We start from the raw sequence: 26,283 nt of genomic DNA, 5'->3' as shown, positions 1-26,283 counted from the left end.
CCCATCACCGCGGGCGCTATGGTGCTACTTTCACCGGACCAGCTAGCACCGGAAAGTGGGTGTGCAATGAGCGCAACAACGTCGCTTTTGGCTCGCATGTCAGTGGGGGCGGCAACCTTTGGCGTCGCGTCGGCGGTGGCTGGCTTGATCAGCATGCCGATCGCGCATGCCGACGAGCTCACATGCTCGGACGGCTTGGTCGCGTCCGAAGGCACCTGCGTGCCCCCAGCGGATGGCCCCGCGGCGCCGGAAGCGGCACAAGGCCCCTTCAGTGCGCCGGAATCGTCGCTCGACGATCCCAGCTTGTTCACGCCGCCCTTCGAGCTCACTGAAGGCGAAGTGGCGTCGCCCGGATACAACGCCGGAGGCGGCGGCCACCGGTAGCGGCTCATGGCCGAGATCGAGAACTCTGACGGACTTCACCGACGTCCCGCCGTGGCGAGCCGTCGTGGAGTTCTCCTCGGCGCCGGCGCCGTCGGCGCGGGGGTGGTGCTTGCGGCCTGCGGTGGTAAAGAGTCAGGTACCTCGGCCGGCCCGTCCTCGGGTGGTGAAACCACTGCGGCGGCATCGAACTCGGTGAAGGCGGCTGACGTGCCGGTCGGCGGCGGCGCGGTCCTCAAGGAGGCCAAAGTCGTTGTCACTCAGCCGAAGGCGGGTGAATTCAAGGCGTTCACCGCGATCTGCACGCACAAGCAGTGCACGGTGTCGAAGGTCGCCGACGGCACCATCGACTGTCCTTGTCACGGAAGCAAATTCAGTGCCGTCGACGGCTCGGTCGTCCAGGGTCCGGCGGATCAGCCACTGGCCCCGAAGACGGTGACACTAGCCGGGGACACGCTGACCGTCGCCTGACCTCCACTGGTCCTGCGCTACACCGAACCGTCGCAGCCGCGGACACCGCCGGTCGCCACCTTGGGTGATGTGGAGTTGACGCCACCGATAGAGGTCGGTGAGGTGATGTGTGTCTGGACCGAGACACTGGGCTTGGTCGGAGGTTCGGGCTGCGGGTTGAAGGCCTGAGCCGTGCCCGATGCCAGTCCGAAGCCGATCAGGGTCAGACCGCCCGACAGGAGCGCCGTACCCGCGGCCTTCTTGATGTTGGTGGTGATCATGGCGTCTCTCCCTTTCGCTGGTTCGGCCTGCGTCGACCGTTGACAGCAATGGTGGGGTGCCGACCTTGGCGGATTCTTGGCAGATTCCTGCGGCCGACGGGTATCGCCGCCACCCGCTGTGTGTCAGCATGGAAAAGGCCGGTAGCAGTTCGCTGGCGCAAGACGCTGGAGCTGATATGGATGTCATCAAGCTGTTCCGAGTCACGCGGTTACCCCGCCTCGCCGGGGCCGCCACGGTCGTCGCTTCCGCTTTTGTGAGCGCACCGGCACAGCCGGCGTTCGCTGAGCCGTGTCCCGATGTCGAGGTGGTGTTCGCCCGCGGCACCAGCGAACCGCCGGGCGTCGGCATGGCCGGACGGGCGTTCGTCGATGCCCTGCAGGCGCAGGTGGGGAACAAGTCGGTCGCGGTGTATCCGGTCAACTACGCCGCCAGCAGCGATTTCGGGAACCGCCTGGACTTCGTGCAGAGCGTGGTCGACGGAGTAAAAGATTCCGCCAACCACGTCCAGGCCACCGCCGCGAACTGTCCGAACACCCGTATCGTGCTCGGCGGGTACTCCCAGGGCGCGGTCGTGGCGGGATTCACGACCGCGAACGCGGTACCAACAGAGATCCCGGCGGATCTGGCGGAGTACGCCTGGTACGCGCCCAAGCCGATGCCGCCCTCGGTCGCGAACCACGTTGCGGCACTTGTCCTCTTCGGAAAGCCGTCGACGGAGTTCATGGCGGACATCGGCGCGCCACCGATTGCCATCGGGCCCGCGTACGTGGCCAAGACGATCGAACTGTGCGTGCCTGACGACACCATCTGCAACGGGGCACCGGCCGGCGGGCCGTCGTTCGCCCACATCACGTACGGATCGAACGGGATGGCTGATCAGGCCGCGACTTTCGTCGTCGGAAGGCTGTGACGACAGCGCCCATGACGACGTTCCTGCTCGTACCGGGTGGCGGATGCGATCCCGTGTACTGGCGATTTGTCGTGCGCGAGTTGTCGATTCGCGGGCATCGTGGGATTGCGATTGACCTGCCCTGCGACGATGATGCGGCTGACTTGAACACCTATGCCCGTGCGGTCGCGGCTCAGCATCACCACGATGGCGAGCGGACTGTCGTCGTCGCGCATTCGTTCGGGGGCTTCACGGCACCGCTTGCCTGTCCGCTGGTCGATGCGGCGGAACTGATCTATGTTTCGGCGATGATTCCCCGTCCGGGCGAGTGCCCCGGCGATTGGTGGAGTGCCACGGGATGCGTTGACGCACAACGTGAAGCGGCGGCCGCCGGAGGGTATGAAGTCGACGATCCCGTCGCCTTGTATTACAACGGAGTCGACCGCGCTGTGATCGACGCGGAGATCGAACGCGCACAATCGGACACCCCGTCGCTGAAACCATGGCCGGCAGAAGCCCTTCCGAATGTGCCGACGCGTTTCATCCTGTTCCGCGACGACCGGTTCTTTCCCGAGCGATTCATGCGGGGTGTGGTCGCCGACCGCCTCGGGATAGAGCCCGAGGTCATGCCCGGCGGTCACATGGCGATGCTGTCGCATCCGGTCGAGCTCGTCGACATGCTCACGACGCCGCGATGACGGCCGAGATCCGCTCAACCGTCCACGGCATCACGAGCGCCGCGCAGGTACGCCTCTTCGATGGGGTTCGCCGCCAGCGCGGCGGCCCGGTCATAGGCCTCGGCCGCTTCGGCTGTTCGACCGAGGCGAGACAGCAGCGACGCACGGACCGCGTAGTAGACGTGATAGTCCGGCAGCTCGAGCTCGTCCACCAGATCCAAGGCCCTCCGCGGGTGCTGCACCTCGGCCACTGCCACCGCACGATTGAGCGCGACGACGGGAGTCGGGGCGATGGCCATCAGTTGGTCGTACAGCGCGAGGATTTGACGCCAGTCGGTGGCGGATGCGACCGACGCGTCACTGTGTACGGCGTTGATGGCCGCCTGGATTTGATAGGGCCCCGGTCGATTTCGCCGTAAGCACGTGCGGACCAGCGTCTGCCCCTCGGCGATGAGACCGCGGTCCCACCGGCTGCGGTCCTGGTCGGCCAGCAGGACCAGATTCCCTTCTGCATCTGTGCGTGCTGCGCGCCGCGCGTCGGTCAGCAGCATCAGGGCGAGCAGCCCCAGGACCTCGGGTTCGTCCGGCATCAACTCCGCCAGCAGCCGGCCGAGACGTAGTGCTTCGTCGGTGAGATCGGCGCGCACGAGATCCGCGCCGGAGCTTGCGGTATGCCCCTCATTGAAGATCAGGTACACCACGGCGAGCACGCCGTGCACGCGCTCGGGCAGGTCGGCATCGTGTGGCACGCGATAGGGGATGTGCGCGTCCCGGATCTTGCGCTTGGCGCGGACGAGCCGTTGGGCGACAGTCGATTCCGAGATCAGGAACGCGCGAGCGATCTCGCCCGTGGACAGGCCCCCGAGCAACCGTAAGGTCAGGGCGATCCGGGCTTCGATGGACAGCGCCGGGTGGCAGCAGATGAAAATCAAGCGCAGGCGGTCGTCGTGCACGGGACCCCCTTCGATCACTTCGTCGTCGGGCTCCGGATAGAGCAGTACCGCTTGGGCGTGCCGTTCATCGCGAACCGACTCTCGCCGGAACCGGTCGATGATCGAGTTCGACGCGGTCGTGATGATCCAGCCGGCAGGGCTCGGCGGGGTCCCTGTGTGCGGCCAGCGGTCCAGCGCCTTGGTGAAGGCGTCCTGGACCGCCTCTTCGGCGAGGTCGATATCACCGAAGCGACGGACCAGGACTGCCACTGCCCGTCCGTACTCGCGCCGGAACACATCGGCGATCTCGGTGGGCGGCAGCTGGGGCACGGTCGCGATCAGCCCCTCAGATCGCCCCGGAACGGGCGTACCTCGATGGGCAGGAGTCGCACGGCTTCTGCCTGTTTGTGTGCCCAGCTGAGGGCGGCGTCCAGGTCCGGCACGTCGATGATGGTGAACCCGCCGAGGTGCTCTTTGCCTTCGACGTACGGTCCGTCGGTCGTCACTGTTGCGCCATCATGAACTCGCACGACGGTTGACGCCTCCGGACCGTGCAGACCGCCGGAGAACACCCACACCCCGGCTGACCGCATGTCGTCCTCGACCGCGTCGAGCGCATCCATGATCGGTCCCAGCACGTCCGGCGGAGGTGGATCGCCGACCGGCTGATGCATCGCAAGCAAGTAGTAAGTCACCTGTACTCCTTGAGCAGGGGGCGGCCTGATGCCACCTTTCACCTTCTACACGAATGGCGACCCCGGATTTCGACAGACCGGGGATTGTCGCTCGCGATCAGCAGGATGTCGGGGTGAGCTGGCACCATCGAGAAGCGTGACTTCCGTGCAGCGGCCAGTACCGCCCATGAGCGCCGACGAGCGCACCACACTCGAAGGTTGGCTGGACTTCTACCGTGCGACGTTGGCACTGAAATGCGAGGGTCTCGACGACGACCAGTTGCGCAGCGCGTCAGCGCCGCCGTCCGAGCTGACGCTGCTGGGGCTGATGCGGCACGCCGCGGAAGTGGAGCGGAACTGGTTTCGCCGGGTGCTCGCCGGCGAGCAGGCACCACCGATTTTCGGGCCTACGGATCACCCTGCGGGCCACGACGGCGGCTTCGAGCTGTCGGCGGAGTCGTCGTATCAGATCGCATTTCGGATCTGGCAGGACGAGATTGCCCATGCGCGTGCCAACTGCGCGGCTCGTCGGCTCGATGAGGTCAGCCCGTTCATGGACAGCGAGGTCAGCCTGCGTTGGATCTACACGCACATGATCGCGGAGTACGCCCGCCACTGCGGACATGCCGACGTCCTCCGCGAACGTATCGACGGTGTGACGGGCGTCTGAATCGACAGAGGCGCGCAGCGCGATTCACGCCCGGCCGGCGAGATGCTCCAGCGGCCCGCAGCGGACGTCGTACCGCTCGCGGATCGTGTCCAGCGTGGCCCGATGGTGTTCCCGGTCCCGACGGTGGGTGCGCTGAAATCGCAGCATGGCGGCCAGCCGTCGGGGCAGCGGATACCAGAGCAGCAGGTCCGAGCCGAAACCCGCGAACACTTTGGCCGGCAGATGGTCGAATGCGAGACTCAGGTTGTAGAGCGTCAGGGGGAATCCTGCGGGTAGCGGCGACCGTCCCAATTTGTCGCGCAGACCTTCGGCATCGAGCTCATACAACGGCAGGGTGTGCAGTCCGCCGGTGAACATCAGGTGGCTCAGGAAGTAGGCGGCTTGGAGCGTGAGGGGGATGGCTGTCGACCGCTGTTGTATCGACAGTGTGCGGCCTGACGGGGACACAAAGGGCTCATACGGGTGCGAACTACGCAGCAACAATCCCGTGCAGTTGACCAACCAGGTGCCTTCGGGCACTTTCTCGGTTCGTCCGCTGCGGAACACGAGCTCTGGTGAACCGTTGCGGTCGACCGCGTCAGTGAAACGCTCGTTGTCGGCTCGGCGCAGGCCGCCCGTGATGACTGCCATCTCCGCGTCGGACGTCACGCCGCCAAAGCCATAGGCGAAGTCGCATTTTTCGCCTGTCGGGCCGGTGCCGAGCGCCGAGTAGTACCAGCGGAGCAACTCGTCTTCGTTCGTGCCGTCGTATCGCTTTGCGAGTTGAGCGCCGAGGGTGGTGAACGGCATGCCACCAAACCAGCGCCCACGGAATCCTGCTGGTAGCAGGACATCACGTCGTAGCGCGATCGACCCGCGGCCGACCACCATGTTCACCTCGCGTCCGGGGCACCGGGTGATGAGCAGGTGCGCGGTGTCGAGGCCGGTTTTGCCTCCGCCGATAATCCAGACCGGCGCATCGGATTCGACGACCTGGCCGAGGTCGTTGGGTGTGGTCGACCGGACTCGTTTGCTGGAGACCGGCAGCGGCGGGTTCGGGTCGACCTGGAAGCCGAACGCCTTGATCAATCGCTTGGCCTCGACCAATCGCGTTTGTCCGGCCGGGTCCTGCAGAGTCACCTGAACTCCGCGGTCGGTCTCCTCGTGCGACACATAGGACCAACCGAAGCGCTCGTCGACGTCGACCTGTCGGGACACGACGTTCAGGCAGTGCTGCAAGTGGTCGAGGATTTCCGGCTTGCTTGCCAGGTAACCGCGTTCCTTGCCCAGCGTCCATTTGATGTTGCCTGCGGTGAACAGTTGATACGGCTGGTGCAGTCGCACATAGTCGTACGTGTCGACCCACATCCCACCGACGCGTGGCCGCCGATCGACGAGCACCACCTTGTCGTTGCTGCCCAGGTACTGGGCAGCAACGACAAGCGCGTTGAGGCCGGCGATACCGGCGCCGAGAATGCAGACTTCGCATTGATCGGCGTGCTGTGAACCAGTCATGGCAAGATTCACCACCGCTTCCCTGTGGCCGCCGAAACGATCTCGCGTCGAGTATGCGCTTGGTGGCCAAAGGTTTGCTGGTGTTCTGCAAACCGGGTCGGTCGGACGTCAGTTAGAGGACGTAGAGCATCTCCTGATACGTCGGCAACGGCCACAGGTCGTCGGCCACGACGCTCTCCAGCGCGTCGGCCGCGATACGGATTGCGTCCATCGCGGGCAACAGCGCCACCTGGGCGTGCTTGGCCTCGTCATAGGCCGACGCTGCCGAATGATCTGCCAGCGCCGTCGTCAACGTTGCCAAGGCGTCGCTGAGTGCACTGATCGGCTCCGAGATCGACTGCAGCAGCGTCAAACTCGGTGTCATACCAGCCGCCGTCAACGCCGCGACGTTCTGCGCGAGTTCGGTTTGGTAGCGCAGGGCGGCCGGCAGAATGGTGGTGGAACCGATCTCGAGCGCCAGTTTGGCCTCGACGCGGATCGTCAGCGCATACTGCTCCAGACGTACCTCGTACCGACTGTGCAACTCCCGCTCGTTGAAAACGCCGTACTTCTCGAAGACCGCGATTGCCTCGGGCTTGATCAGTTCCGGGATGGCGTCCAGCGTGGTCTTCAGATTCGGTAGCCCGCGGGCGGCTGCCTCGGCTTGCCAGTTCTCCGAGTAACCGTCGCCGTTGAAGACCACCGCACCGTGCTCGGTGACGATGTCCGTCAGCAGCTTTTGCACCGCGGTGTCGAACTCCTCACCGTCGGCGATCGCCTGCTCCAGGACGGTCGCGCAGTAGTCCAGCGAGTCGGCCATGATGGTGTTGAGGACGATCATCGGGACCGCCACAGTCTGCCCCGAGCCCGGCGCCCTGAACTCAAATCGGTTGCCGGTGAACGCGAACGGGCTGGTTCGGTTGCGGTCGCCGGGATCGGTCGGCAACACCGGCAGGGTGTCGACACCGATGATCATGCTGCCCTTGCCTTTTGACGATGTCGCAGCACCCTTGGCGATCTGCTCGAAGACGTCGGCGAGCTGATCGCCCAGGAAGATCGAGATGATCGCGGGCGGCGCCTCATTGGCACCCAAACGGTGATCATTTGTCGCCGACGCGACCGAAACCCGAAGCAGCCCAGCGAATTTGTGCACGGCACGGATGACGGCCGCGCAGAACACCAGGAACTGAGCGTTCTCGTGCGGCGTGTCGCCCGGTACCAACAACGACCCCAACTGGGCGTTGCCGACCGAGAAGTTGACGTGCTTGCCCGAGCCGTTCACTCCGGCGAATGGCTTCTCATGGAACAGGCATTCCATGCCGTGCTTCTTGGCGATGGTCTTGAACACGGTCATCAGCAACTGCTGGTGATCGGACGCGATGTTGGCCCGCTCGAACATCGGGGCCACCTCGAACTGTCCGGGGGCGACCTCATTGTGGCGCGTCTTGGCGGGGATGCCGAGCTTGAACAGCTCTCGCTCGGTGTCCATCATGAAACCCAGCACTCGGTCGGGGATCGCGCCGAAATAGTGGTCGTCGAACTCCTGGCCCTTGGGCGGTTTGGCTCCGAAGAGGGTGCGACCGGAGTTGATCAGGTCGGGCCGGGCGAGAAAGAAGTGCCGGTCGATCAGGAAGTACTCCTGCTCGGGACCGCAGAACGAGACGACCTTCTCCAGGTCTTTGTGGCCGAACAGCGTCAAGATGCGCTCTGCGTGGATGCCCATGGCCTGCTGGCTGCGCAGCAGCGGGGTCTTGTAATCCAGCGCCTCACCGGTCATCGACACGAACACCGTTGGGATGCACAGGGTGTTGCCGTTCGGGTTCTCCAGAATGTACGCCGGGCTGGTTACGTCCCAGCCGGTGTATCCGCGAGCCTCGAATGTGGACCGCAGGCCGCCGGACGGAAAGCTCGATGCATCGGGCTCACCCTGCACCAGTGTCTTGCCGGCGAATTCGGCCAGCGCCTGTCCGTCAGAGACCGGTTCGAGGAAGCTGTCGTGCTTTTCAGCCGTCAGGCCCGTCATCGGATAGAACACATGCGCGTAGTGCGTCGCGCCCTTCTCCAGCGCCCAGTCCTTCATCGCGGCCGCGACGGCATCGGCGACCGCCGGATCGAGCTTGGCGCCCTTCTCGATGGTGGCCACCACCGATTTGTAGATCGCCTTGGGCAGGCGTGCCTGCATCTCGGCCTTGGTGAATACGTTCGTGCCAAAGATCTCACCGGGCGCTTCAGCAGGGTCGAAGGTATACGCCGGGGGCGCATAGGCCTGGACGCCGGCGATCGCTCGCAAGCGGGTGGCATTTCCGCTCAATGGAATTCCTCTCCCTACGTGAATGACCGCTTCACACTAGGGACGCCTCATGGCAGCAGTGTTACGTCGATGTCAAAGGCGGCGTTCAGTCGAGGTCAACTTCGGCGGCCGACATCCTGGCTCAGAATCTTGGGCCAGGTCTCGACATCCTCCGGCGTGTAAGCCAGCGTCAGTGTCGACCTCGGCATCAGGGCGGCAAGGGATTCCGCGGTCGAGATCGGATGGGCCGGATCGTCGATCCAGGCCAGGATGGTTGTCGGCACATCGATTCGCGCGATGGCTTCGGGAGCCGGCAGGTCGCTCAGCGCGGCACCCCGAAGCAGTGACGGCAGCAGGGCGTCTGCGACGTCGGGAACTGTTTCGGGCGCTCCCACAGTGGCCGGCGGCCGCGGCGCACCACGGGCAGCGGCAATGAATGCCCCGACCCCCTCGGTCTCGATGAACGTGGCCGCCACCTCGTAGTTCGCGGCCTGTGCACGCCGCGTCTCCCACGCAGTGGCCGGCACCATCAGCGTCAGACCCGCGAACCGTTCAGGCTCGCGGGAAGCCGCATGCAACAGCGTGCCGGTGCCCATCGACGGCCCGACTCCGTGCACTGGTTCACCGGGAAACCACCGGTCGAGCAGCTGCAGCAAGTCATCGGCGAGCTGTTCCCATCGGTAGTCCTCGGGTACCTTCTGACCCGTCGACTTGCCGTGTCCGCGTGCGTCATAGCGCAGCAACCGCGTCCCGCTGAGCCCCCGGCCGAGGTCGAGATTGAGCACCCGATCGCGTGCCCGGCTGGAGGTGAGTCCGTGTAACTGGACGACGGGGTGACCACCTTCGTCGCTCAGTTCGACCGCAAGCTCGGCTCCGGGAACTGCGAAAGTAGGCATCAGGCAACTCTTTCCGTAACCGATCGGCTCGCTGCGGAGTCGACCCGCCGACTGAGCATTCAGGCTAACCGGGGCGCTAGGGTACCGCCATGCGGCTCACGAACGTCTCGCACTTGCGACTACCGTTCGGGCGCCTCTGGGGCTATGACATCACGGTGTCCGCACTGGGTCGGCGCCTTCCGGTGTCCTTCGACCAGCGGATTCACGTATCGGCCGGGGCCCGGCCCGGTTCGTGGATGGCGTTGTCCATTCGCTTGCCGGCGCGGGTGAGCCGGGAATCGCTGGCCGACGCGTGGCTGGCGGTGGTAGCCCGCCATGGCACGTTGCGGACCGCATTCTCGGCGGGTCCGAACGGCGATCCGGAACTACATGAGATCGATGTCAGTCCCGGCGGATGGGTCGAGCACGAGATAGCTGCCGGCCAGGCGGTGAACGATGCGCTGCAAGGTGTTCTGGATGCGGCCTGCTCGCCGTATCAGCGGCCCTCACACCGGTTGTGCCTGTTGGAAACCGCGGCTGGGTTGACCGTCGTGATTGCCGCCGACCACAGCCACGTCGACATGTGGTCGATGCTGGTGATTGCTCGGGATCTGCTGGCACTGCTCACCGACGCGCGAATCGGACGTACTGTGTCGCTTCCGCAGGCACCCGCATTTGTTGAGCACACCCAGGCGCTGCTCGACCGTCCCGCGGCGCCAGACCACGTCCGGGAGACCTGGGCACGCATCATCGCCGACAGCGGAGGGGTGATGCCGCGATTTCCGCTGCCGTTGGGCGAGCCCGAGCTGGGTCCAGAGCGCGTCGAGGTCCGGGATGTGTTCGATGTCGATGCTGGTGCGGCGTTCGCCGTGCAGGCCCGCAACGACGGTGTGTCGACGCTGGCGCTGGCCGTGGCTGCGATGACATCCGTGACCCGGGAGCTGGCGGACGCGCCGCTGCGCGCCGTTTTCCCGGTGCACAGTCGCTTCGATACCAATTGGCACGACTCGGTGGGTTGGTTCATCACCAACTCGGTACTGGAGTCGACCGTCGCCGAACCACTCGCCGCGGCCAACGCCGTCAAAGAGGCAGTGCAGCTCGGGTCCTGGCCACTGGCGGACGTGCTGTCCCCGTGGGGCGGCATGCCGATGTCGCCCGGCATGTTCGCGATCTCCTGGCTGGACCTGCGGCGGCTTCCGGTCCGCATCGACGACGTCGGGCTGGATGCTCAGTACGTGAGCGCCGCCATCCAGACCGACGGAGTCATGCTCTGGTTCATCCTGGACGAGTCAGGCCTGCATCTGCGGTGTCGCTACCCCGACACCCGTGAAGCCCGAACGAATGTCGGGGCCTGGCTCGACCTGTTGGTGACGCGTCTGCAGGCGCAGGCACGAACGTCGGTTCGGGGACTGCTGCACGTGGGGGACCGCAGTTTCCGGGTGGAACGGGCGGGCCGTGACGATGTCGCGTCGATCGTCGCGCTGCTATCCGACGACCAATTCGGTCAGGATCGCGAAACCGCGGACCTGGAAGACTACGAGGCGGCGTATGACGTCCTAGTCCGTGACCATTCCAACTATCTCGGGGTGGTCCGTAACGGTTCTGACGTGATCGTCGCGACCGTCCAGTTGACCGTGATTCCCGGGCTGTCCCGTGGTGGTTCGACCCGACTGCAGATAGAAGGATTGCGCGTTACCGCTGCCGAGCGTCGACAGGGTTTGGGTACAGCCCTGGTGCAGTGGGCACACGAATACGGCCGGGCGCACGGTGCTCGGTTGGCGCAGGTGACCACGGACGAAGCGCGCGAACAGGCTCGTGCGTTCTATGACCGGCTTGGGTACCACGCCGCTCACGTCGGCCTGAAACGCACCATCTGAGCATCGCCGGGCGGCGTTCGAAGTGGCTCGCTACGTTTCGTCTCGGGTCGTGGCGGACAGCGCTTTGTGGGCGTGCAGGAGGTATCCGGGGAATTGCAGACGCCCGAGTGCGTCTCGTTCGAAGGGCAGTGCCAGATCTGGAAGTCCGGGCAGGGATTGGACTTTGGCCAGGATCGGTGCCGGGCGGATGAAGTCGATGTCGAAGTAGCGTCCGACCTCGGCGTGTAGTTCGTAGGCATCGACCTCATTGGGCTTGGACGCCATGTCTGCTGGATAGGCACCCTTGGCGAAGACCAGAATGTAGTAATCGGCGCCCGGCGCAGCGGCGCGGTGCACGGATTCCAAGTAAGCGTCACGCTTGTCTACCGGTAGCGCGTGGAACAGGGTGCAGTCCACGACGCTGGAGAAGCGGTCGTCGTACCCGGTGAAAGCGGTGATGTCGGCCTGGGCGAAGGTCACGTTGAGCAGGCCGCGTTGGGCCGCCGACCGTTGGGCCCATGCGACAGCGGTATCGGAAAGCTCCAGACCGACGACGGTGTAGCCGGCCCCGGCCAACGCGAGGGACACTTCGCCGTGCCCGCAGCCGGCATCGAGCACGTCGCTTCGGAACGCGCCGGATCGGATCAGGTCGGCGATCACGGGTTGGGGCTCGCCGATGTTCCACGGCGGCGGACCCTCGAAGAAACCGTCCTCTCGATATGCGCCGTCCCAGTCCATCGTGTCGATCGTCATGAATTCGACGGTACCGCCGTATTTCCGCAGCTAGAGCCGGTTTTCGGTGTGGACCTTCTCACCTTGTCAACCCGGCTGAGTCCTGCTCGAAGCCCGCCCTCGCCGACCTTGACAAACGCGTGACGATCGCCTCGAAAATTTGTGTCTGGAACGGTTCATTACCGCGCTCAACGGTCGGGAATCCCTGAATGCCGTTGCAGGAAGGACATTTCGACGCGCACTACGTTCTCGTGATCGATCCCGCCGGCGTAGACGTCGTAATGTCCGCCGCGGCTGCGATACAGCTCGCCCAACGGCGCCTTGGTGGCCACCGTCAGCGCCGGTCCGGTGGGGGCCATGGTGTCCTGCTCGGCGACAACCATGAGCAGCGGGCACTGAGCGTGCCGGGCTCGGCGCACCGGGCGATGCACCGATATGTCGAGCAACGACCGCGCGGTGATGTCGTTGGACCAGGAACCGTCGCCTGGGTCGAGTCTGTCCATGCCGACTATCGCGTCTTCAGTTGCGATCACCCCGAGCTGGCCAGGCGGAACGCTGATCGGCAAATACACTGGGCGCGAGCCAATTACAGAGCCGGCGAGGTCGGCCAGGGCGTATCCGGTCAGGCGGAGTGCGCGGTGGGGCGGGATCTTGGTCAGCCCGGCGAACCCGTCTACCAATGGGCATTGCGCGATGGCGCCGGCCAGGCCGGGCTCACTCGCGGCGAGCTCGACTATGTGCATGCCCGCAAATGACGTACCCCACACGAACATTCGCGTCGAGTCGAACTCCTCTTGGCCGCGAGCCCACGCGAGGGCAGTGCGGTAGTCGTCCCGCTGGCGGCGGATGGAGAGGAATTGCCTTGGCTCGCCGGTGGATTCACCCCAATGGCGATAGTCGAAGACGACCGCGGCGAAACCGCTGGCGGCGAATCGTTCTGCGAACGGCGCCAGCCCGCCGGCTTTGATGCCTCCGATCCCGTGCGCCATGACGACGACGGGAACCGGGCCGGACCGGTCGGGCACGTACACCCAGGCGTCGAGCTCCTCGCCTCCGCGTGCCGGGATCCGCAACTGGCGCCGGCTCATGGTGTGGTCGCTCACGACGCCACCGAACCCGCGACGATGATCTGCGCGCCCGCGTCCCGAGCCAGGTCGGCGCCGAACAACGCGCCCGGGGTGAGCGCGCCCGGGCGGCCTTGCCCTTCGCTCAACCGCATGGCAGTCAACGCGGCGACGCGGGCAGTGAAGCCGTAGCCCTCGCCGGTTCGCAGCCACGCCTCACCCCATGTGCCGTCGCGCCATTCGAGCCGGGCGTACGCCCAGGAGACGTCGCCGGACTTGGCTGGGGGAGTCATCTTGGTCCGGCTGATCAGACGCTGCACCGCGGCATGGACCGGGCGCGCGGACAGCAGAGCCGACACCGCGGGGAGGACGGCGCGGACGGCGCGTCCACTGGGCACTTCGCTGGAGAAGGCCAGCACGTCTCCGGCACCGGATGCGCGACGCGCCGCTTCGAGCTCGCCGGTGGGGACCGCGAGGGCTTGAATTGCGGGTAAGTCGGGCAAGGGAATCCAGGCGTGGTCGGCGCCCAGCCGGGTCCGCTGCAGCTGCCCGTCGCGGTAGCGCCGGCCGCCGTTGGCGAGCGCATCGACCACGCTGGCCAGTACCGCCGAACCCAAGCCATCGACTGTCGGCATGGCCGCCACCGTCGCGCGGGCCGCCGCCGGCCGACCGTCGGCCAACTCGAGGACCAGCGCCTCAGTCGCGAGCACACCGAATCCCGCGCCGGTGACCAACGTGACGCCCGCCCGCTTCGCGCCAGCATCCATGCCCAGCAATTCCTGTACCGGCGGCAGCTCGTTCGCGAGGTCCACGTAGTGGCTTCCGGCGGCCAGACAGGCGCGGGCCAGCGGGGCCGTGGTCTCACCGAACGGGCCGATGGTGTTCACCACGACGGTCGGCTTTTCGGCTGCGATCAGCTTGGTCAACTCGGACGGGCCGGCGGACACCACGATCCGGCTCTGGCCGCCCAACGATGCCGCAGCTGCGGCGAGCCGGTCGTGGTCACGTCCGACGAGAACAACTTCGGCGCCGGCGGCGCCGATCAGTTCAGAAGCGATGGCACGGCCGCCCTTGCCGGTCGCACCGAGGATCCAGATTGTCTGCATTCATTTACGGTACAGTCTGCATCGTTAATCGGTCAACGCTAAAGTTCGGACGAGCACATGTCTGGTCTTCGAGGTCGTCCACGCGACACTGTCCTGGACACCGCCATCGCGAATGCGACTGAGGCGGTGTTGCTTTCGCATGGCTATTCAGCGGTGAACATCGACCGGATCGCCAAGATGGCAGGCACCACCCGGGCGGCGATCTACCGTCGGGCGAAGACGCCGGGGGAGTTGGTGGTCACGCTGCTGGTGAGCCGCTTCGGGCTGGACCCCGCATCCGACAGCGGCGATCTGCGGGATGACCTGCGGGCGATTCAGGAACTTCAGCGCTTCTTTTTCACCGATCCGATGGTGCAGGCGGGCTTGGCCGGCGTCTTGAGCGACCTCAGGAACGACGAGCAGCTGGCCGAGGTGTTCTACGCGCGGTTCATGGAACCACGCCGCCGCTCGGTCGCCGCGTTGCTCGCCCGCGCCGCCGACCGCGGCGAGATCGCGCCGTCCGCGCACCCGGACGTCATCTCCGACTTGCTGACCGGTCCACTGCTGCTGCGGGCAGCGCTACCGCCGATCGGGCCCATCGATGACGTCCTGATCGACGCCACCATCGAGGCGGCACTCACGGCATGCGCCGCAGTCGATCGCCACTGAGCAGCGCGGCGATGAGAAGTGCTGCACCACAAGCGCCGACAGTCGCCGGCCAACCCCATGAGGTGACTGCGGCCGCACCGAACGCGGTCCCGAGGCTCCCGCCGACGAAGTAGACCATCATGTACGCGCTGTTGAAGCGGGCTGGCGCGGACGGATCGATCGCCAAGATGGTGGTCTGATTCGCGACCTGCGCCGCGAACAGCCCGGCATCGAACACTGCGAGAGCGACCATCGTCGCCACAGGACTGTCCAACCTGAACGCAAGAACCGGGCATGCGGCGCCTGCGGCCGCGAGACCCACAAGAAGCACCGGCCGGAAGCCGAACCGGTCTGTGCATCCGCCCGCGATGCGTGTCGCGAAGATACCGGCGATGCCCGCCAGCGCATAGAGTCCGATCTCTTTTGCGGACAATGAGAATGGCATCTGCGACAACGCGATGGCGATTCCCGACCACACCGCGCAGAACGCGAAGAACCACAGGGCGCCGCGCACGGCACCACGGCGTAGCACCCGGTCTCGCACCAGCAGTCCCGGCACCGACGCCAATCCGGCGAGGTAGTTCTGCCCGACCGTTCCGGGTTCGGTCGGCAGGAACATCAGACACGCACCCGCGACAGCCAAGGTGGCTGCGGCGACAACGAGAAGCATTGCGTGCCAGCCGATCGCATCGGTCAACCAGCCACCGGCGATGCGACCGGCCAGGATGCCCGCGGAGATCCCGGCGGTGACGATACCCAGAATGGTCGAACGCCGATGCTCGGGTGCGAGCCGTCCGACGACAGAACTCAAGCCCGCACCCACGGAGGAGCAGGCGCCGGTCAGTAGTAATCCAACGCCGATCACCCAGACGGCGTCGGCGGCGGCGGTCAACACGAGTGCGCCGCCCAACGCGAAGAACTGCACAGCGATGACGCGCCGCGGCGAGAATCTGTCCACCAAGGGCACCAGCAGAGCAAGACCGAGCAGATAGCCGATCGGACCGCAGGCCAAGGCCGCACCGACTGCAACCGGCCCCGACTCCAGCGATCGCGCGATGTCGGTGATGGCCGGCTGCAGCGGGTAGATCGTCGCGGTACCCAAGGCCGCGGCCAGCGACATGAAAAGGACTGTGGTTCCGGTGATTACCGGATTGCGTTGTGCAGTTGTGGTCACGCATCGACGCTATTGGTCGTATGGCATGGGGTGCTGGCGGAAATCCGCCATCGCAGTCAACTGCGGCGAAAATCTCGTGACGGTATCAATCGCGCAAAGGTCTGGCTGCTCACCTGCGCCGTTGGCGAGGGCGTTCCTCGTCGGGCCTAACCTTGGATGCAATGACTGGACTGGGCTCTCATGTGAAGCGCTGGCGCACAGCGCTTCACATTGTCGTGTCCGCACTGGCGGTCGTCGTTCTCGGACTTGCCGGCACAGCGGTGGCTCACGCGGCTGCGGCCGGAGCGCGGCTGGTGGTGCAACACACGTGGCAGGACGGCTTCATCGCGCGCTACGTCATCACCAACTACAGCACGGTGCCGATGACGGATTGGAAGCTCGAGTTCGATATGCCGATGGGGCAGTCCATCTCGCACGCGTGGAGCAGCACCTTTACCCAGTACGGCACGCACTACGTGATCAGCCCCGCGAGCTGGAATCGGGTGATCCCGCCGGGTGGTTCAGCCAACGGTGGGATTCGGGGCGTGCTGAGTGGCACCTACACGCCACCGTCGAATTGTGTTCTCAACGGCCAAGTTTATTGCTCGTAGTGTGATGGCGGTCGGATGACGAGCGGGGCCTTGCAGGACTGGCTGCTGGAATCCGACCCGACGTTGCGCTGGCAAGTCGAGCGCGATCTGCTCGATGCCCCGCCTGAGGTATGGGAGGCGACGCGGTCGCGGATCGCGACCGAGGGCTTCGGCGCGCGTCTGCTCACTCTGCAGGACGCCGACGGCCAGTGGGCCGGCGGCGCCTTCTTCCCGGCAGACTACGACTTCGACGACCCCGCCGGCTCCGATGATGGACAGCCGTGGACCGCCACAACGTGGACATTGAACGCACTGCGAGAGTGGGGCCTTGACGCCTCGGTGTTGCGGGAACGCCGGACCGCCGAGTTGCTCGACGAACACTGCCGCTGGGAGTACGACAACCTGCCTTACTGGGCGGGCGAAGTGGATTGCTGCATCAATGCCTGGACCCTGGCCAACGGGCTGTGGCTGGGCGCGAACGTCAACGGCATCGCAGACTGGTTTCTCGAACATCAGCTGCCTGACGGCGGGTGGAACTGCGAGTGGGTCGAGGGATCGCACCGATCGTCGTTTCATTCCACGCTGAACTCGCTGAAAGGGCTGCTCGCGTTCGAGGCAGCCACTGGTGGTACCACCGAGATCCGGGCTGCGCGCCGTCGCGGCGAGGAGTACCTACTCGAACGCCGATTGATCAACCGGATCACGACGAATCAGCCAGTGGGGCAATGGATCAACGATTTCGGCTATCCCATTCGCTGGTCGTACAGCGCCCTCAACGCCTGCGAGTATTTCCGCCTCGCCGCACTACACGAGGGCACAGTTCCCGATCCTCGGATCAGCGAGGCGATGGCCATCGTTCGGGCTGCCAGGCAGCCCGACGGCACGTGGTTGCAGACCGGCCGGCAACCAGGTCGAGTGTGGTTCGAAGTCGACGTACCACCCGGACAGCCGTCGAAGTGGCTCACCTTGTACGGGACCCGGGTGCTCAACTGGTGGGACACCGCGACATAGGCACTGCGACGTCCATTGGGCGCAACACTTTTCGCTTCCTCGGGTTCAGCTGCGGGAAGCGCGGAAGGCGCGCGGACTCATCCCGTGCCAGCGGCGGAAAGCCTGCGAAAAACTCGACAACTCGACGTACCCAAGTCGGCTAGCCGTCTCGGCGACCGTCAAGCGGCCGCCGATCAGCATTTCCTCCGAGAGCCGCTGCCGAATCTCGTCGAGCAGTTCGCGATAGGAAGTTCCCTCGGCGCCGAGTCGGTGGCGTAGCGTCCGCGGGCTCATCAGCAGGGCGTGGGCGATCTCGTCCGCGCTCGGCGGTTGCGCCGGCGACGCGAGGAGCAGGTCGCGAACCTGACCGGAGAGCCCGGTCCGGCTGCGGCGTTCTTCGAGGAGATTGCGGCATTGCTCCTGGGTGGCAGCGGAGTTGTAGGCGTTGGCCTGTGGCAGTGGGAGGTCGAGCAAGCCGGCGGGCAGAATCAGCAGGTTCTCGGGTGCATCGAACTCTGGCTCGGTATCGAACGCGGCGACGTACCGGTCGACACTGGCCGGGCGCGGATGAGTGAAACGAACCCCGAAGGGCGGCAGGTCCGCGGATAGTTCGCGCTTGATCACGGCGATGGCCGTGGCCAACCGGTCGATATCGAACCTGCGGATGCGGTCCGGTGTCCCTGGCGCCTCCAGGACGAACTGCAACTCGTCGTCGACCACCCGGGTGCCAAGCCGCGATGAGGCAAACGTGAGATCGAGATACCGCACGCCAACATCGATCGCACTGCGCAAGGTCGGGCTGCTGATCAATGCGAATCCGAAGATTCCGTAGGTGGCCAGGCGATAGCGAAGTCCCACTTCGACACCGAGATCGTCGGGATAGTCAAGCGCTTCAAGCAGATTCGCGACGACAGTCAATTCCTGGCGTGCGGTGACCTCGGCGCTCGGGCTTTGCAGACCGCGAACGGTCAGGCGGGAGCCGGCCAGACAAGCTTCCGGGGTGACGCCCCGTTCGCCGGCCAGGCCGAGCAGCACCCCGACGCTTGCCGGTGTACGGGGGATATCCCAATCAACCACGTTGCCAAATCTAGTAAGTCGCTGCACGGAGATCGTTTGGTTCGTCGAATTGGTTGTGCGCGTTTCGGTTTCAGCTGAGCAACCGGCGGCGAAGTGCGGCGACCATGGTCTCGTCGACGCCGATCTGGCTCAGGTACGCGTCGAAGGTGCCGTACTGCTCATCAACCGCACGCCACGATGCGGCGATGAAATCGTCGTGGACGCCCAGGGTCTTGTCCGAGAGTTGGGAGAGATCACCGTTGCGGGCCAGCACGTGCCTGCGCAGCGGTTCGACGGACTCATTGCTCCGCAGGTAGTCGGCCAGGATGTCCGACCCGCAGACACCGGCGGCGCGCAGTAGCGCGGCAACAATCCAGCCGGCGCGATCCTTGCCCGCCGCACAGTGAATGAGGACGCCACCGGATGCTTCGGCCACCACGCGAATTGTGTACGCGAGCGCGTGTTGGCCGGTCGGCAGCAGCGGAAAGCGGCTGTACGCATGCTCGATGGCCGCCTCGAACAGAACCGGCATGACCACGCGCCCGGGTTCATTCCAGGCGATTTCAGTTTGGCTACGCAGATCGATGACGTCGGTGATCGCCAGGTCGCGGAGGTTGCTTTGACCGTCAGCGTCCAGCGCACACAGCTCCGACGATCGGTAGAGAACTCCGGGTCGGATCTCGCGTCCGTCGTCGGTCCGCAGTGCGCCGACGTCTCGGAAGTTCCAGGCACCGGAGAGGTGGTACTGATCGAGGACGGCCACGGCCGGTAGCTTACATCCGCTCTCAGCATTGCCACTTCGAGTAAGTATTCGGCCGCTTAGAGTCTCCCAGCTGCACCTTTTCATTCGTAGCGTTGCTGTCAACGAACAGTCGATGCGAGGAGGGTCCCATGGTTGCAGTCACAGACCACGCGGAGCGGCTGGCCGGCGGCTGGGGCGGCACTGTCCTTCGAACCCGAGGAACCGTCCGCCGCTCGACCGGCCATTGGACACCGGCGGTGCACGAACTCCTCAAGCACCTGGAAGCCGTCGGCTTCGACGGTGCGCCCCGCGTCTTTGGCATCGATCACGGGAACCACACCGTGCGCACATGACTCAGAACTGACCATTCCCGCATGGCCGCGCAGCAAACGGCACGAGAACTGGTCACCTGCCGATCCACTACTCGAAATTCCAGATCTGACAAGACGGAGAAACTCGTGAACATTCTCGATCAGACAATCACCAAGGCGCAGGAAGCGATTCTCGATCCGGTGCTCAACCGGGCGCAATCGACAATCCCGATGCCCCTGCAGATCAAGGGAATGCACCTCTATCAGAAGACGAAGAAGTCGGTCGTCGGCGACAAGTCGCCCGTCTTCGTCGAATCCCCGATTCCCGAGGCCGCGGATGTGCCCCTGGCCGAGATCGACATGAGCAACCCGTTCATGTTCCGCCAGGGTCGCTGGCAGTCCTACTTCAAGCGGCTGCGTGACGAGGCGCCGGTGCACTACCAGCCGAACAGCCCGTTCGGGCCCTACTGGTCGATCACCCGGTACGACGACATCGTCACCGTCGACAAGGACCACGACCGGTTCTCCGCTGAGCCGCAGATCATCATCGGCGACCCGCCCGAGGGCTTGGACGTCGAGATGTTCATCGCGATGGATCCGCCGCGTCATGACGAGCAGCGCGGAGCAGTTCAGGGCGTGGTAGCACCCCAGAACCTGCAGGAAATGGAAGCGCTCATCAGGACCCGGGTGCAGGAGGTGCTCGACGGGCTGCCGGAAGGTACGCCGTTCGACTGGGTCGATACCGTCTCGATCGAACTGACGTCGCGCATGCTGGCGACCCTGCTCGACTTCCCGTATGACCAGCGCCGCAAGTTGGTGTACTGGACCGACACCGTGGCAGGCAGCGCCTCGGCCACCGGTGGCGAGGCCGACATGGATGAGATGTTCGCAGCGGCGGCCGATATGGCGCGCGCTTTCAGCGCCCTTTGGCACGACAAGAAGGCGCGGCTGGCGGCCGGTGAGAAGCCCGGTTTCGACCTCATCACGCTGATGCAGTCGTCCGAGGACACCAAGGACTTGATCGATCGGCCGATGGAGTTCCTCGGCAACCTGATTCTGCTCATCGTGGGCGGCAACGACACCACCCGTAATTCGATGACGGGTGGCGTGCTCGCCCTGAACCAGAACCCCGAGGAGTTCGCGCGGCTCAAGGCGGACCCCGCACTCATCAACAAGGCGGTCCACGAAATCATTCGTTGGCAGACACCGCTGGCGTACATGCGCCGCGTCGCCAAGCAAGACACCATTCTGGGCGGGCAGTTCATCCGGAAGGGCGACAAGCTCGTCATGTGGTACGCCTCGGCCAACCGCGACGAGCGCAAGTTCGAGAAACCGGACGACTTCATCATCGGCCGCCACAACGCCCGCCATCACCTGGCGTTCGGCATCGGCATCCACCGCTGCATGGGCAGCCGTCTCGCCGAGTTGCAGCTCAAGATCCTGTGGGAGGAGCTGCTGGCGCGATTCGAGGACATCGAGGTCGTGGGGGAGCCCGAGTACACGCAATCCAACTTCGTGAAGGGTTACTCCAAGATGATGGTCAAGGTCACCCGGAAGTAGCCCTGACGGCGAAACTCCCGGGCGACGCATAGGCGGTCGCACGCAACCAGGGCGCATATCCTGGTTTGTAGACGCCGCTCAGTGCGACGCCCGGACCTCCGGGAGGCAGCGATGTTCGAAGAAGCGCAGCTATATGCGCCGGTGACGCGCTCGGAAGACGGCGTCACCGTTCACCTCGCTGCCGACCATCCCGGTGCCGTCGATCCGGAATACCGCGCCCGCCGCAACGCGATAGCCGCGCTCGCCATCGACTGGCAGCCCGGAACACCACCACCCATCGCGTCTTACACCGACGACGAGCAGGAGGTCTGGCGCATCGCGTGCGCCGAGCTGCACCGGCTACACCAGCGCCGGGCGTGCGCCGTGTATCTGCAGGGACGGGAGCGGCTCGGGCTCCCCGAGGACCGCATCCCGCAGCTCGTCGAGGTCAACGAATTACTGGGGCCGCTCACCGGCTTTCAGTACGTGCCGGCCGCCGGGTTGGTGCCACTGCGCGAGTTCTACGGACTGCTCGCGGACGGCATCTTCCACTCCACCCAGTACATCCGGCACCACTCCGTGCCGCTTTACACGCCCGAGCCCGACCTGATCCACGAGGTGGTCGGCCACGGCAATTGCCTGGCACACGATCGTTTCGCGGCGTTGTACCGGTTGGCCGGCCAGGCGGCGCAGCGCGTGAAAACGACTGAGGCGCTGGAATTTGTCTCGAAGGTCTTCTGGTTCTCCCTCGAATTCGGGGTGGTCCGCGAGCATGGGGAAGTGCGGACCTACGGCGCCGGTCTGCTGTCGTCATATGGGGAGATTCAGCAGATCGATGTGGCCGACCTCCGGCCACTGAACATCGGCCGGATGGGTGTGCAAACCTACGACATCACGCACTATCAGCCAGTTCTCTTCTGCGCCAGAGGATTCAACGAGATCGAAGACGTCGTCGGTGGGTTCTTCGCCACAGTGGACGACGATATGGTGGAGCGCCTGATGCATGATGCTGCTCAGGTCACGGGTAGGTGATCGCCGGCTCCACGACACCGGCGCATTCGCCGAAACCAATGTTGGCCGCGCCCGGGCGATGCGCTCTGGCAGTCAGCATGACTTCGTCACCGTCTTCGAGAAACGTGCGAGTCTCGCCGTTGGGCAGGGTGATTAGCTCTTTCCCGCCATGGCTGGCTTCCATCAGGCTGCCTTCGGAGCCTGCAGTGGGCCCGGACAGCGTGCCACTGCCGAGCAGGTCACCGGGCTGGAGGTTGCATCCGTTGCTGGTGTGGTGAGTGACCATCTGCGCGACGCTCCAGTACATGTGACGGCTCGATGAACGTGAGATCAGCTGCGGTGCGTCCCCGACTTCGCGCATCCGCGCCGTCCAGATGAGGGCCTGCAGCTCGATATCGAGTCTGCCTTGCGCCCGGTGCAGGGGACTGTCGAGGTACGGCAGCGGAGCGGGGTCCTCCTCAAGGCGCGCAGCCGGAATCCGGAACGGCGCCAACGCTTCTGGGGTGATCACCCAGGGGGAGACCGTGGTGCCGAAACTCTTGGCCAGGAACGGGCCGAGGGGCTGGTACTCCCAGGCTTGGACGTCGCGCGCGGACCAGTCGTTGAGCAGGCAGTAACCAGCGACATGAGATTCGGCATCATCGAGACTCACCGGCGCGCCGAGGCGATTTCCTGGACCGATCCACACGCCGAGCTCCAGCTCGAAATCCATTCGCCGGGTTGGCTCCAGCTCCGGAGCCGACGCATCGCCGGCCTTCAGTTGGCCGTGCGGGCGCGTGATCGGGGTGCCGCTGACCCGCACGCTGGAGGCACGACCGTGATAGCCGATCGGAACCCACTTGTAGTTGGGCAGCAAGGGACTGTCCGGACGGAAGAGGGCACCGATGTTGCGGGCATGGTGGATGCCGACATAGAAGTCGGTGTAGTCCCCGATCCGGGCGGGCAGTAGGACGTCGACCTCTTTGAGCGGGGTGAGTAGACCGGCGACGGTCTGCTGGTGCGGTGCGCCCTCCGCCAGCAGTGCATGCAGCTCCCTGCGAAGCGCGGTCCGCGGTCCAGAACCCAAGGCGAACAGAGCATTCAGCGTTCCATGTGCGGCCGCTTCGGCCGCCGCGTGAGCCTCGTCGGTGAGTAACCCCGACGTGGCCAGTCCGCCCAGATCCAGGACATCATCTCCGATGCGGACTACGCCGTGAGGTTCGCCGGCGGCACCCGCCACCACGCCGAACGGGAGATTCTGCAGGGGGAACCCACTGCCGGCTTTCGCGGTGGTGACCCAACTTCGCCGGCTCGGGTCATGAGTGAAATCCAGTGCGGTCACGGCTTGTCCGGGTCGAATCGCTTGATCAGGCCGCTCCAGCAGTCTGCGTAGTCCTGTTGCCGCTGGGGCAGATTCGCCGCGTACGTCGTAACCTTCTGTGGGAACCGGGTTTCGAACATGAAGGCCAGCGTGTTCTCCTGTTTGACCGGCTTCAGCTCTTCGGTGCTGGCGGCGTGAAATGCGTTGGTGTCAGGGCCATGTGGGGTCATGCAGTTGTGCAGGCTGACGCCGCCCGAAACGAAGCCGTCAGGTTTGGCGTCGTATACACCGCGCACAAGTCCCATGAACTCGCTCATGACGTTCATGTGGTACCACGGCGGTCGGAAGGTGTCCTCGGCGACCATCCACCGCTCGGGGAAGCACACGAGGTCGACGTTGGCGGTTCCCGGCGTCTCGCTGGGCGAGGTGAGCACCGTGAAGATCGATGGGTCGGCATGGTCGAACAGCACGGGGCCGACGGGGGAAAAGCGCCGCATGTCGTACTTGTATGGTGCGTAGTTTCCGTGCCAGGCAACGACATCCAGCGGTGACTGGGCCAGATCGGCCTGCCACAGCGTGCCACCCCATTTCACGTACATCGTCGACGGGACCTCGCGATCTTCGTAGTTCGCGACGGGGGTGAGGAAGTCACGCGAATTGGCCAAGCAGTTGGCGCCGATCGGGCCGCGCTCAGGGAGAGTGAAAACACCGCCGTAGTTCTCACACAGATAGCCGCGGGCCGGACCGCCAGGCACCTCGACGCGCAGTTTCACGCCGCGCGGGATGACGACGATCTCGCAGGGTTCGACGTCGATGATCCCGAATTCGGTGCAGAACCGCACATCGCCGTGCTCCAGGACGAACAGCATCTCCGCATCGCCGTTGTAGAAGTACGAGTCCACCATCGACGACGTGATGGAGTAGATGCTGTTGGCGAATCCGGTTCGGGTGTTGACGTCTCCGCCGGTCGTGATGGTGCGTACGCCCGTGATGAACGTGGTGTCCTCGACCGCAGGATCCGGCAGCGGCAATGGGTTCCAACGTATTTGGGCAATGGGAACCGGGAGCGCGTCGTCGGGCGCCGAGCGCCAGTACGAAATCCCTTCGGCGTCAACAGGAGTGAAGGGGCCCCAATGGGCCACGCTCGGCCGAATCCGGTACAGCCAGGACCGCTTGTTGGCGGCGCGGGGTGCGGTGAACGGTGAACCACTGAGCTGCTCGGCGTAGAGGCCGTAGGCGCATTGCTGTGGTGAGTTGCGGCCGACAGGCAACGCGCCGGGCAGCGCCTCGCTTTCGAAGCTGTTGCCGAAGCCGGACTGGTATTCGGCCATCACAGATTCCCGCGCTTTTCCTGCTCACGTTCGATCGACTCGAAGAGGGCCTTGAAGTTGCCCTTCCCGAAACCCAGTGAGCCATGGCGCTCTATGAGCTCGAAGAAGACCGTCGGCCGATCACCCAACGGTTTGGTGAAGATCTGCAGTAGATACCCGTCTTCGTCACGGTCGACCAGGATGCCGCGCTGCTGCAGTTCCTCCACCGGAACGCGCACCTCACCGATGCGGGCACGCAGTTCCGGTGCCTCGTAGTAGGCATCCGGGGTGTCGAGGAATTGCACTCCCGCTCTGCGCAATTCATCGACGCTGCTCAGGATGTCGTTGGTGGCGAGTGCGAGGTGCTGAACTCCGGGACCGCGGTAGAACTCCAGGTACTCATCGATCTGGGACTTGCGTTTGGCGACGGCTGGTTCGTTGAGCGGGAACTTCACCCGATGGTTGCCGTTGGCCACGACCTTCGACATCAGCGCCGAGTAGTCGGTGGCGATGTCGTCGCCGATGAATTCGGCCAGGTTCACGAACCCCATGACCCGGTTGTAGAAGCCGACCCATTCGTCCATCTTGCCGAGCTCGACATTGCCGACGACGTGGTCCAAAGCCTGAAACAGGCGTGGGGGAGCGTCGTCACGTTTGACGTAGCCGCTCGTCGCCGGTTCGTAGCCCGGCAGGTAGGAGCCGTTGTAGCGGGTGCCGGCGATCTCGCGCTGCACCAGTGTGTGGCGGGTCTGCCCGTAGGCCGCGATGGCCGCGACGCGCACGGTGCCGTGCTCATCCGACTGGTTGTGCGGTTCTTCCAGGACCGTGGCACCGGCGCTCTTGGCCTGCGCGATGCACCGGTCGACATCGGGCACCTCCAACGAGATGTCGACGACGCCGTCACCGTGGCTGGCGTGGTGTGCCACCAGGGAACTCTCGGGGCTGACCGCGCCCTTCAAGACGAACCGGACCGAGCCCGAACGCAGGACGAACGCCTTGTGGTCGCGGTTGCCGTTCTCCGGCCCCGAGTACGCGACCAGTTCCATGCCCCACGTGGACTGGAAGTAGCTCGCCGCCTCGGTGGCATTGCCGACCACGAAAACGATGGCATCCCAACCAGTTACCGGGAAGGGATCGTCGCTCGGGTCGTACTCCACCAGGCCCACCAGCTGCTTGAGCTGGTTGACGTCGAGCCGGGCCTGCTTCTCCTGGTCGGTCAGGGCGCTCTGGTTCGCCATAGAGACATTCTTCTCTCTTGCGCATCATCCCGGTGTTGAGATTGCGCAACGAGTTCGCATTCACG

26 protein-coding genes and 1 pseudogene are annotated in these 26,283 nt (G+C 65.0%); 12 read left to right on the top strand and 15 right to left on the bottom strand.

Features of this window, described 5'->3' with window-relative positions; translation table 11 throughout:
* Positions 1 to 66 precede the first annotated feature (66 nt).
* Complete coding sequence (locus TL10_RS21630) at positions 67 to 384, top strand: hypothetical protein (RefSeq protein WP_131630786.1); 318 nt, start codon at positions 67 to 69, stop codon at positions 382 to 384.
* 6 nt (positions 385 to 390) lie between these two features.
* Positions 391 to 852, top strand: a complete 462-nt coding sequence (locus tag TL10_RS21625; RefSeq protein WP_043987252.1) for a QcrA and Rieske domain-containing protein — start codon at positions 391 to 393, stop codon at positions 850 to 852.
* Positions 853 to 869: 17 nt separating this feature from the next.
* On the opposite strand, the gene TL10_RS21620 is transcribed toward TL10_RS21625, so the two are convergent.
* Positions 870 to 1,112 carry a hypothetical protein gene (locus TL10_RS21620; RefSeq protein WP_043397825.1) on the bottom strand — a complete coding sequence of 81 codons (243 nt, stop codon included), beginning with the start codon at positions 1,110 to 1,112 and terminating at the stop codon, positions 870 to 872.
* 176 nt (positions 1,113 to 1,288) lie between these two features.
* Between TL10_RS21620 and TL10_RS21615 the strand changes: the two genes are divergently transcribed.
* Positions 1,289 to 2,023, top strand: coding sequence for a cutinase family protein (locus TL10_RS21615; RefSeq protein ID WP_043987251.1), 735 nt, complete (start codon positions 1,289 to 1,291; stop codon positions 2,021 to 2,023).
* An 11-nt stretch (positions 2,024 to 2,034) separates the two neighbouring features.
* Positions 2,035 to 2,700, top strand: a complete 666-nt coding sequence (locus TL10_RS21610) for an alpha/beta fold hydrolase (RefSeq protein ID WP_043987249.1) — start codon at positions 2,035 to 2,037, stop codon at positions 2,698 to 2,700.
* A gap of 14 nt (positions 2,701 to 2,714) precedes the next feature.
* Here TL10_RS21610 and TL10_RS21605 read toward each other — a convergent pair whose 3' ends face one another.
* Positions 2,715 to 3,932 carry an RNA polymerase sigma factor gene (locus TL10_RS21605; RefSeq protein ID WP_082068037.1) on the bottom strand — a complete coding sequence of 406 codons (1,218 nt, stop codon included), beginning with the start codon at positions 3,930 to 3,932 and terminating at the stop codon, positions 2,715 to 2,717.
* A gap of 17 nt (positions 3,933 to 3,949) precedes the next feature.
* Positions 3,950 to 4,306, bottom strand: coding sequence for a YciI family protein (locus TL10_RS21600; protein WP_043397837.1), 357 nt, complete (start codon positions 4,304 to 4,306; stop codon positions 3,950 to 3,952).
* A gap of 166 nt (positions 4,307 to 4,472) precedes the next feature.
* On the opposite strand from TL10_RS21600, the gene TL10_RS21595 reads away from it, so the two are divergent.
* Complete coding sequence (locus TL10_RS21595; protein ID WP_043397840.1) at positions 4,473 to 4,955, top strand: DinB family protein; 483 nt, start codon at positions 4,473 to 4,475, stop codon at positions 4,953 to 4,955.
* 24 nt (positions 4,956 to 4,979) lie between these two features.
* On the opposite strand, the gene TL10_RS21590 is transcribed toward TL10_RS21595, so the two are convergent.
* The 3 genes from TL10_RS21590 to TL10_RS21580 all read right to left on the bottom strand — a co-directional run bounded on the left by TL10_RS21590 (position 4,980) and on the right by TL10_RS21580 (position 9,614).
* Complete coding sequence (locus tag TL10_RS21590; protein ID WP_043987246.1) at positions 4,980 to 6,449, bottom strand: FAD-dependent oxidoreductase; 1,470 nt, start codon at positions 6,447 to 6,449, stop codon at positions 4,980 to 4,982.
* A gap of 112 nt (positions 6,450 to 6,561) precedes the next feature.
* A complete protein-coding gene (locus TL10_RS21585) occupies positions 6,562 to 8,739 on the bottom strand; it encodes a glutamine synthetase III family protein (RefSeq protein WP_043397845.1) in 2,178 nt (725 codons plus the stop codon).
* A 95-nt stretch (positions 8,740 to 8,834) separates the two neighbouring features.
* The gene (locus TL10_RS21580; RefSeq protein ID WP_043987243.1) at positions 8,835 to 9,614 is read right to left on the bottom strand and encodes an alpha/beta fold hydrolase; all 780 of its coding nucleotides are present in this window, start codon (positions 9,612 to 9,614) and stop codon (positions 8,835 to 8,837) included.
* 89 nt (positions 9,615 to 9,703) lie between these two features.
* Here TL10_RS21580 and TL10_RS21575 point away from each other — a divergent pair, with 89 nt between their 5' ends.
* The gene (locus TL10_RS21575; RefSeq protein WP_043987242.1) at positions 9,704 to 11,470 is read left to right on the top strand and encodes a GNAT family N-acetyltransferase; all 1,767 of its coding nucleotides are present in this window, start codon (positions 9,704 to 9,706) and stop codon (positions 11,468 to 11,470) included.
* Positions 11,471 to 11,500: 30 nt separating this feature from the next.
* Here the strand turns inward: TL10_RS21575 and TL10_RS21570 are convergent, their stop codons facing one another.
* The 3 genes from TL10_RS21570 to TL10_RS21560 all read right to left on the bottom strand — a co-directional run bounded on the left by TL10_RS21570 (position 11,501) and on the right by TL10_RS21560 (position 14,351).
* Positions 11,501 to 12,202 carry a class I SAM-dependent methyltransferase gene (locus TL10_RS21570; protein ID WP_043987240.1) on the bottom strand — a complete coding sequence of 234 codons (702 nt, stop codon included), beginning with the start codon at positions 12,200 to 12,202 and terminating at the stop codon, positions 11,501 to 11,503.
* Positions 12,203 to 12,369: 167 nt separating this feature from the next.
* The gene (locus TL10_RS21565; RefSeq protein ID WP_052506494.1) at positions 12,370 to 13,284 is read right to left on the bottom strand and encodes an alpha/beta hydrolase; all 915 of its coding nucleotides are present in this window, start codon (positions 13,282 to 13,284) and stop codon (positions 12,370 to 12,372) included.
* A complete protein-coding gene (locus tag TL10_RS21560; RefSeq protein WP_043987239.1) occupies positions 13,281 to 14,351 on the bottom strand; it encodes a saccharopine dehydrogenase NADP-binding domain-containing protein in 1,071 nt (356 codons plus the stop codon). The genes TL10_RS21565 and TL10_RS21560 overlap by 4 nt, the downstream gene beginning before the upstream one ends.
* A 93-nt stretch (positions 14,352 to 14,444) precedes the next feature.
* Between TL10_RS21560 and TL10_RS21555 the strand changes: the two genes are divergently transcribed.
* Complete coding sequence (locus tag TL10_RS21555) at positions 14,445 to 14,999, top strand: TetR/AcrR family transcriptional regulator C-terminal ligand-binding domain-containing protein (RefSeq protein ID WP_043987271.1); 555 nt, start codon at positions 14,445 to 14,447, stop codon at positions 14,997 to 14,999.
* Here TL10_RS21555 and TL10_RS21550 read toward each other — a convergent pair.
* Positions 14,968 to 16,152, bottom strand: a complete 1,185-nt coding sequence (locus TL10_RS21550) for an MFS transporter (protein ID WP_043987237.1) — start codon at positions 16,150 to 16,152, stop codon at positions 14,968 to 14,970. The two genes, TL10_RS21555 and TL10_RS21550, sit on opposite strands and share 32 nt — an antisense overlap.
* 161 nt (positions 16,153 to 16,313) lie before the next feature.
* Here TL10_RS21550 and TL10_RS21545 point away from each other — a divergent pair, with 161 nt between their 5' ends.
* Positions 16,314 to 16,742 carry a cellulose-binding domain-containing protein gene (locus tag TL10_RS21545; protein WP_043987236.1) on the top strand — a complete coding sequence of 143 codons (429 nt, stop codon included), beginning with the start codon at positions 16,314 to 16,316 and terminating at the stop codon, positions 16,740 to 16,742.
* 15 nt (positions 16,743 to 16,757) lie between these two features.
* On the top strand, positions 16,758 to 17,732 hold the full coding sequence (locus TL10_RS21540) for a prenyltransferase/squalene oxidase repeat-containing protein (RefSeq protein WP_043987234.1): 975 nt from the start codon (positions 16,758 to 16,760) through the stop codon (positions 17,730 to 17,732).
* A 45-nt stretch (positions 17,733 to 17,777) separates the two neighbouring features.
* Here the strand turns inward: TL10_RS21540 and TL10_RS21535 are convergent, their stop codons facing one another.
* The gene (locus TL10_RS21535; protein WP_043987233.1) at positions 17,778 to 18,788 is read right to left on the bottom strand and encodes an AraC family transcriptional regulator; all 1,011 of its coding nucleotides are present in this window, start codon (positions 18,786 to 18,788) and stop codon (positions 17,778 to 17,780) included.
* A 70-nt stretch (positions 18,789 to 18,858) separates the two neighbouring features.
* Positions 18,859 to 19,530, bottom strand: a complete 672-nt coding sequence (locus TL10_RS21530) for a tyrosine-protein phosphatase (RefSeq protein WP_052506492.1) — start codon at positions 19,528 to 19,530, stop codon at positions 18,859 to 18,861.
* A 128-nt stretch (positions 19,531 to 19,658) separates the two neighbouring features.
* On the opposite strand from TL10_RS21530, the gene TL10_RS21525 reads away from it, so the two are divergent.
* The 3 genes and pseudogenes from TL10_RS21525 to TL10_RS21515 all read left to right on the top strand — a co-directional run bounded on the left by TL10_RS21525 (position 19,659) and on the right by TL10_RS21515 (position 22,391).
* On the top strand, positions 19,659 to 19,862 hold the full coding sequence (locus TL10_RS21525) for a hypothetical protein (protein ID WP_043987232.1): 204 nt from the start codon (positions 19,659 to 19,661) through the stop codon (positions 19,860 to 19,862).
* Positions 19,863 to 20,051: 189 nt separating this feature from the next.
* A pseudogene (locus tag TL10_RS21520) lies at positions 20,052 to 21,371 on the top strand (cytochrome P450); the annotation flags it as partial.
* Positions 21,372 to 21,491: 120 nt separating this feature from the next.
* On the top strand, positions 21,492 to 22,391 hold the full coding sequence (locus TL10_RS21515) for a phenylalanine 4-monooxygenase (RefSeq protein WP_043987230.1): 900 nt from the start codon (positions 21,492 to 21,494) through the stop codon (positions 22,389 to 22,391).
* Here TL10_RS21515 and fahA read toward each other — a convergent pair.
* Genes fahA through hppD form a run of 3 tightly spaced genes read right to left on the bottom strand, consistent with a single transcriptional unit; the run spans position 22,378 to position 26,218 of the window.
* On the bottom strand, positions 22,378 to 23,691 hold the full coding sequence (fahA, locus tag TL10_RS21510) for a fumarylacetoacetase (RefSeq protein WP_043987228.1): 1,314 nt from the start codon (positions 23,689 to 23,691) through the stop codon (positions 22,378 to 22,380). The two genes, TL10_RS21515 and fahA, sit on opposite strands and share 14 nt — an antisense overlap.
* Positions 23,688 to 25,001: a homogentisate 1,2-dioxygenase gene (gene hmgA, locus TL10_RS21505; protein ID WP_043987227.1), complete on the bottom strand. Its 1,314-nt coding sequence runs from the start codon at positions 24,999 to 25,001 to the stop codon at positions 23,688 to 23,690. Before hmgA ends, fahA begins: the two co-directional genes overlap by 4 nt.
* A complete protein-coding gene (hppD, locus tag TL10_RS21500; protein WP_043987226.1) occupies positions 25,001 to 26,218 on the bottom strand; it encodes a 4-hydroxyphenylpyruvate dioxygenase in 1,218 nt (405 codons plus the stop codon). The genes hmgA and hppD overlap by 1 nt, the downstream gene beginning before the upstream one ends.
* Positions 26,219 to 26,283: the final 65 nt, after the last annotated feature.

The sequence above is a fragment of the Mycolicibacterium llatzerense genome (assembly GCF_000878195.1).
In the GTDB taxonomy this organism is placed as follows: Bacteria; Actinomycetota; Actinomycetes; order Mycobacteriales; family Mycobacteriaceae; genus Mycobacterium; species Mycobacterium llatzerense.
This window is presented reverse-complemented; position numbering and strand designations above follow the sequence as displayed.

What these genes read in the sequence shown, in the direction of transcription:
- TL10_RS21630 (WP_131630786.1), top strand. Translation starts at nt 67, where the DNA reads ATGAGCGCAACAACGTCGCTTTTGGCTCGCATGTCAGTGGGGGCGGCA.
- TL10_RS21625 (WP_043987252.1), top strand. Translation starts at nt 391, where the DNA reads ATGGCCGAGATCGAGAACTCTGACGGACTTCACCGACGTCCCGCCGTG.
- TL10_RS21620 (WP_043397825.1), bottom strand. Translation starts at nt 1,112, where the DNA reads ATGATCACCACCAACATCAAGAAGGCCGCGGGTACGGCGCTCCTGTCG.
- TL10_RS21615 (WP_043987251.1), top strand. Translation starts at nt 1,289, where the DNA reads ATGGATGTCATCAAGCTGTTCCGAGTCACGCGGTTACCCCGCCTCGCC.
- TL10_RS21610 (WP_043987249.1), top strand. Translation starts at nt 2,035, where the DNA reads ATGACGACGTTCCTGCTCGTACCGGGTGGCGGATGCGATCCCGTGTAC.
- TL10_RS21595 (WP_043397840.1), top strand. Translation starts at nt 4,473, where the DNA reads ATGAGCGCCGACGAGCGCACCACACTCGAAGGTTGGCTGGACTTCTAC.
- TL10_RS21590 (WP_043987246.1), bottom strand. Translation starts at nt 6,449, where the DNA reads ATGACTGGTTCACAGCACGCCGATCAATGCGAAGTCTGCATTCTCGGC.
- TL10_RS21580 (WP_043987243.1), bottom strand. Translation starts at nt 9,614, where the DNA reads ATGCCTACTTTCGCAGTTCCCGGAGCCGAGCTTGCGGTCGAACTGAGC.
- TL10_RS21575 (WP_043987242.1), top strand. Translation starts at nt 9,704, where the DNA reads ATGCGGCTCACGAACGTCTCGCACTTGCGACTACCGTTCGGGCGCCTC.
- TL10_RS21570 (WP_043987240.1), bottom strand. Translation starts at nt 12,202, where the DNA reads ATGACGATCGACACGATGGACTGGGACGGCGCATATCGAGAGGACGGT.
- TL10_RS21560 (WP_043987239.1), bottom strand. Translation starts at nt 14,351, where the DNA reads ATGCAGACAATCTGGATCCTCGGTGCGACCGGCAAGGGCGGCCGTGCC.
- TL10_RS21545 (WP_043987236.1), top strand. Translation starts at nt 16,314, where the DNA reads ATGACTGGACTGGGCTCTCATGTGAAGCGCTGGCGCACAGCGCTTCAC.
- TL10_RS21540 (WP_043987234.1), top strand. Translation starts at nt 16,758, where the DNA reads ATGACGAGCGGGGCCTTGCAGGACTGGCTGCTGGAATCCGACCCGACG.
- TL10_RS21525 (WP_043987232.1), top strand. Translation starts at nt 19,659, where the DNA reads ATGGTTGCAGTCACAGACCACGCGGAGCGGCTGGCCGGCGGCTGGGGC.
- TL10_RS21515 (WP_043987230.1), top strand. Translation starts at nt 21,492, where the DNA reads ATGTTCGAAGAAGCGCAGCTATATGCGCCGGTGACGCGCTCGGAAGAC.
- hmgA (WP_043987227.1), bottom strand. Translation starts at nt 25,001, where the DNA reads ATGGCCGAATACCAGTCCGGCTTCGGCAACAGCTTCGAAAGCGAGGCG.
- hppD (WP_043987226.1), bottom strand. Translation starts at nt 26,218, where the DNA reads ATGGCGAACCAGAGCGCCCTGACCGACCAGGAGAAGCAGGCCCGGCTC.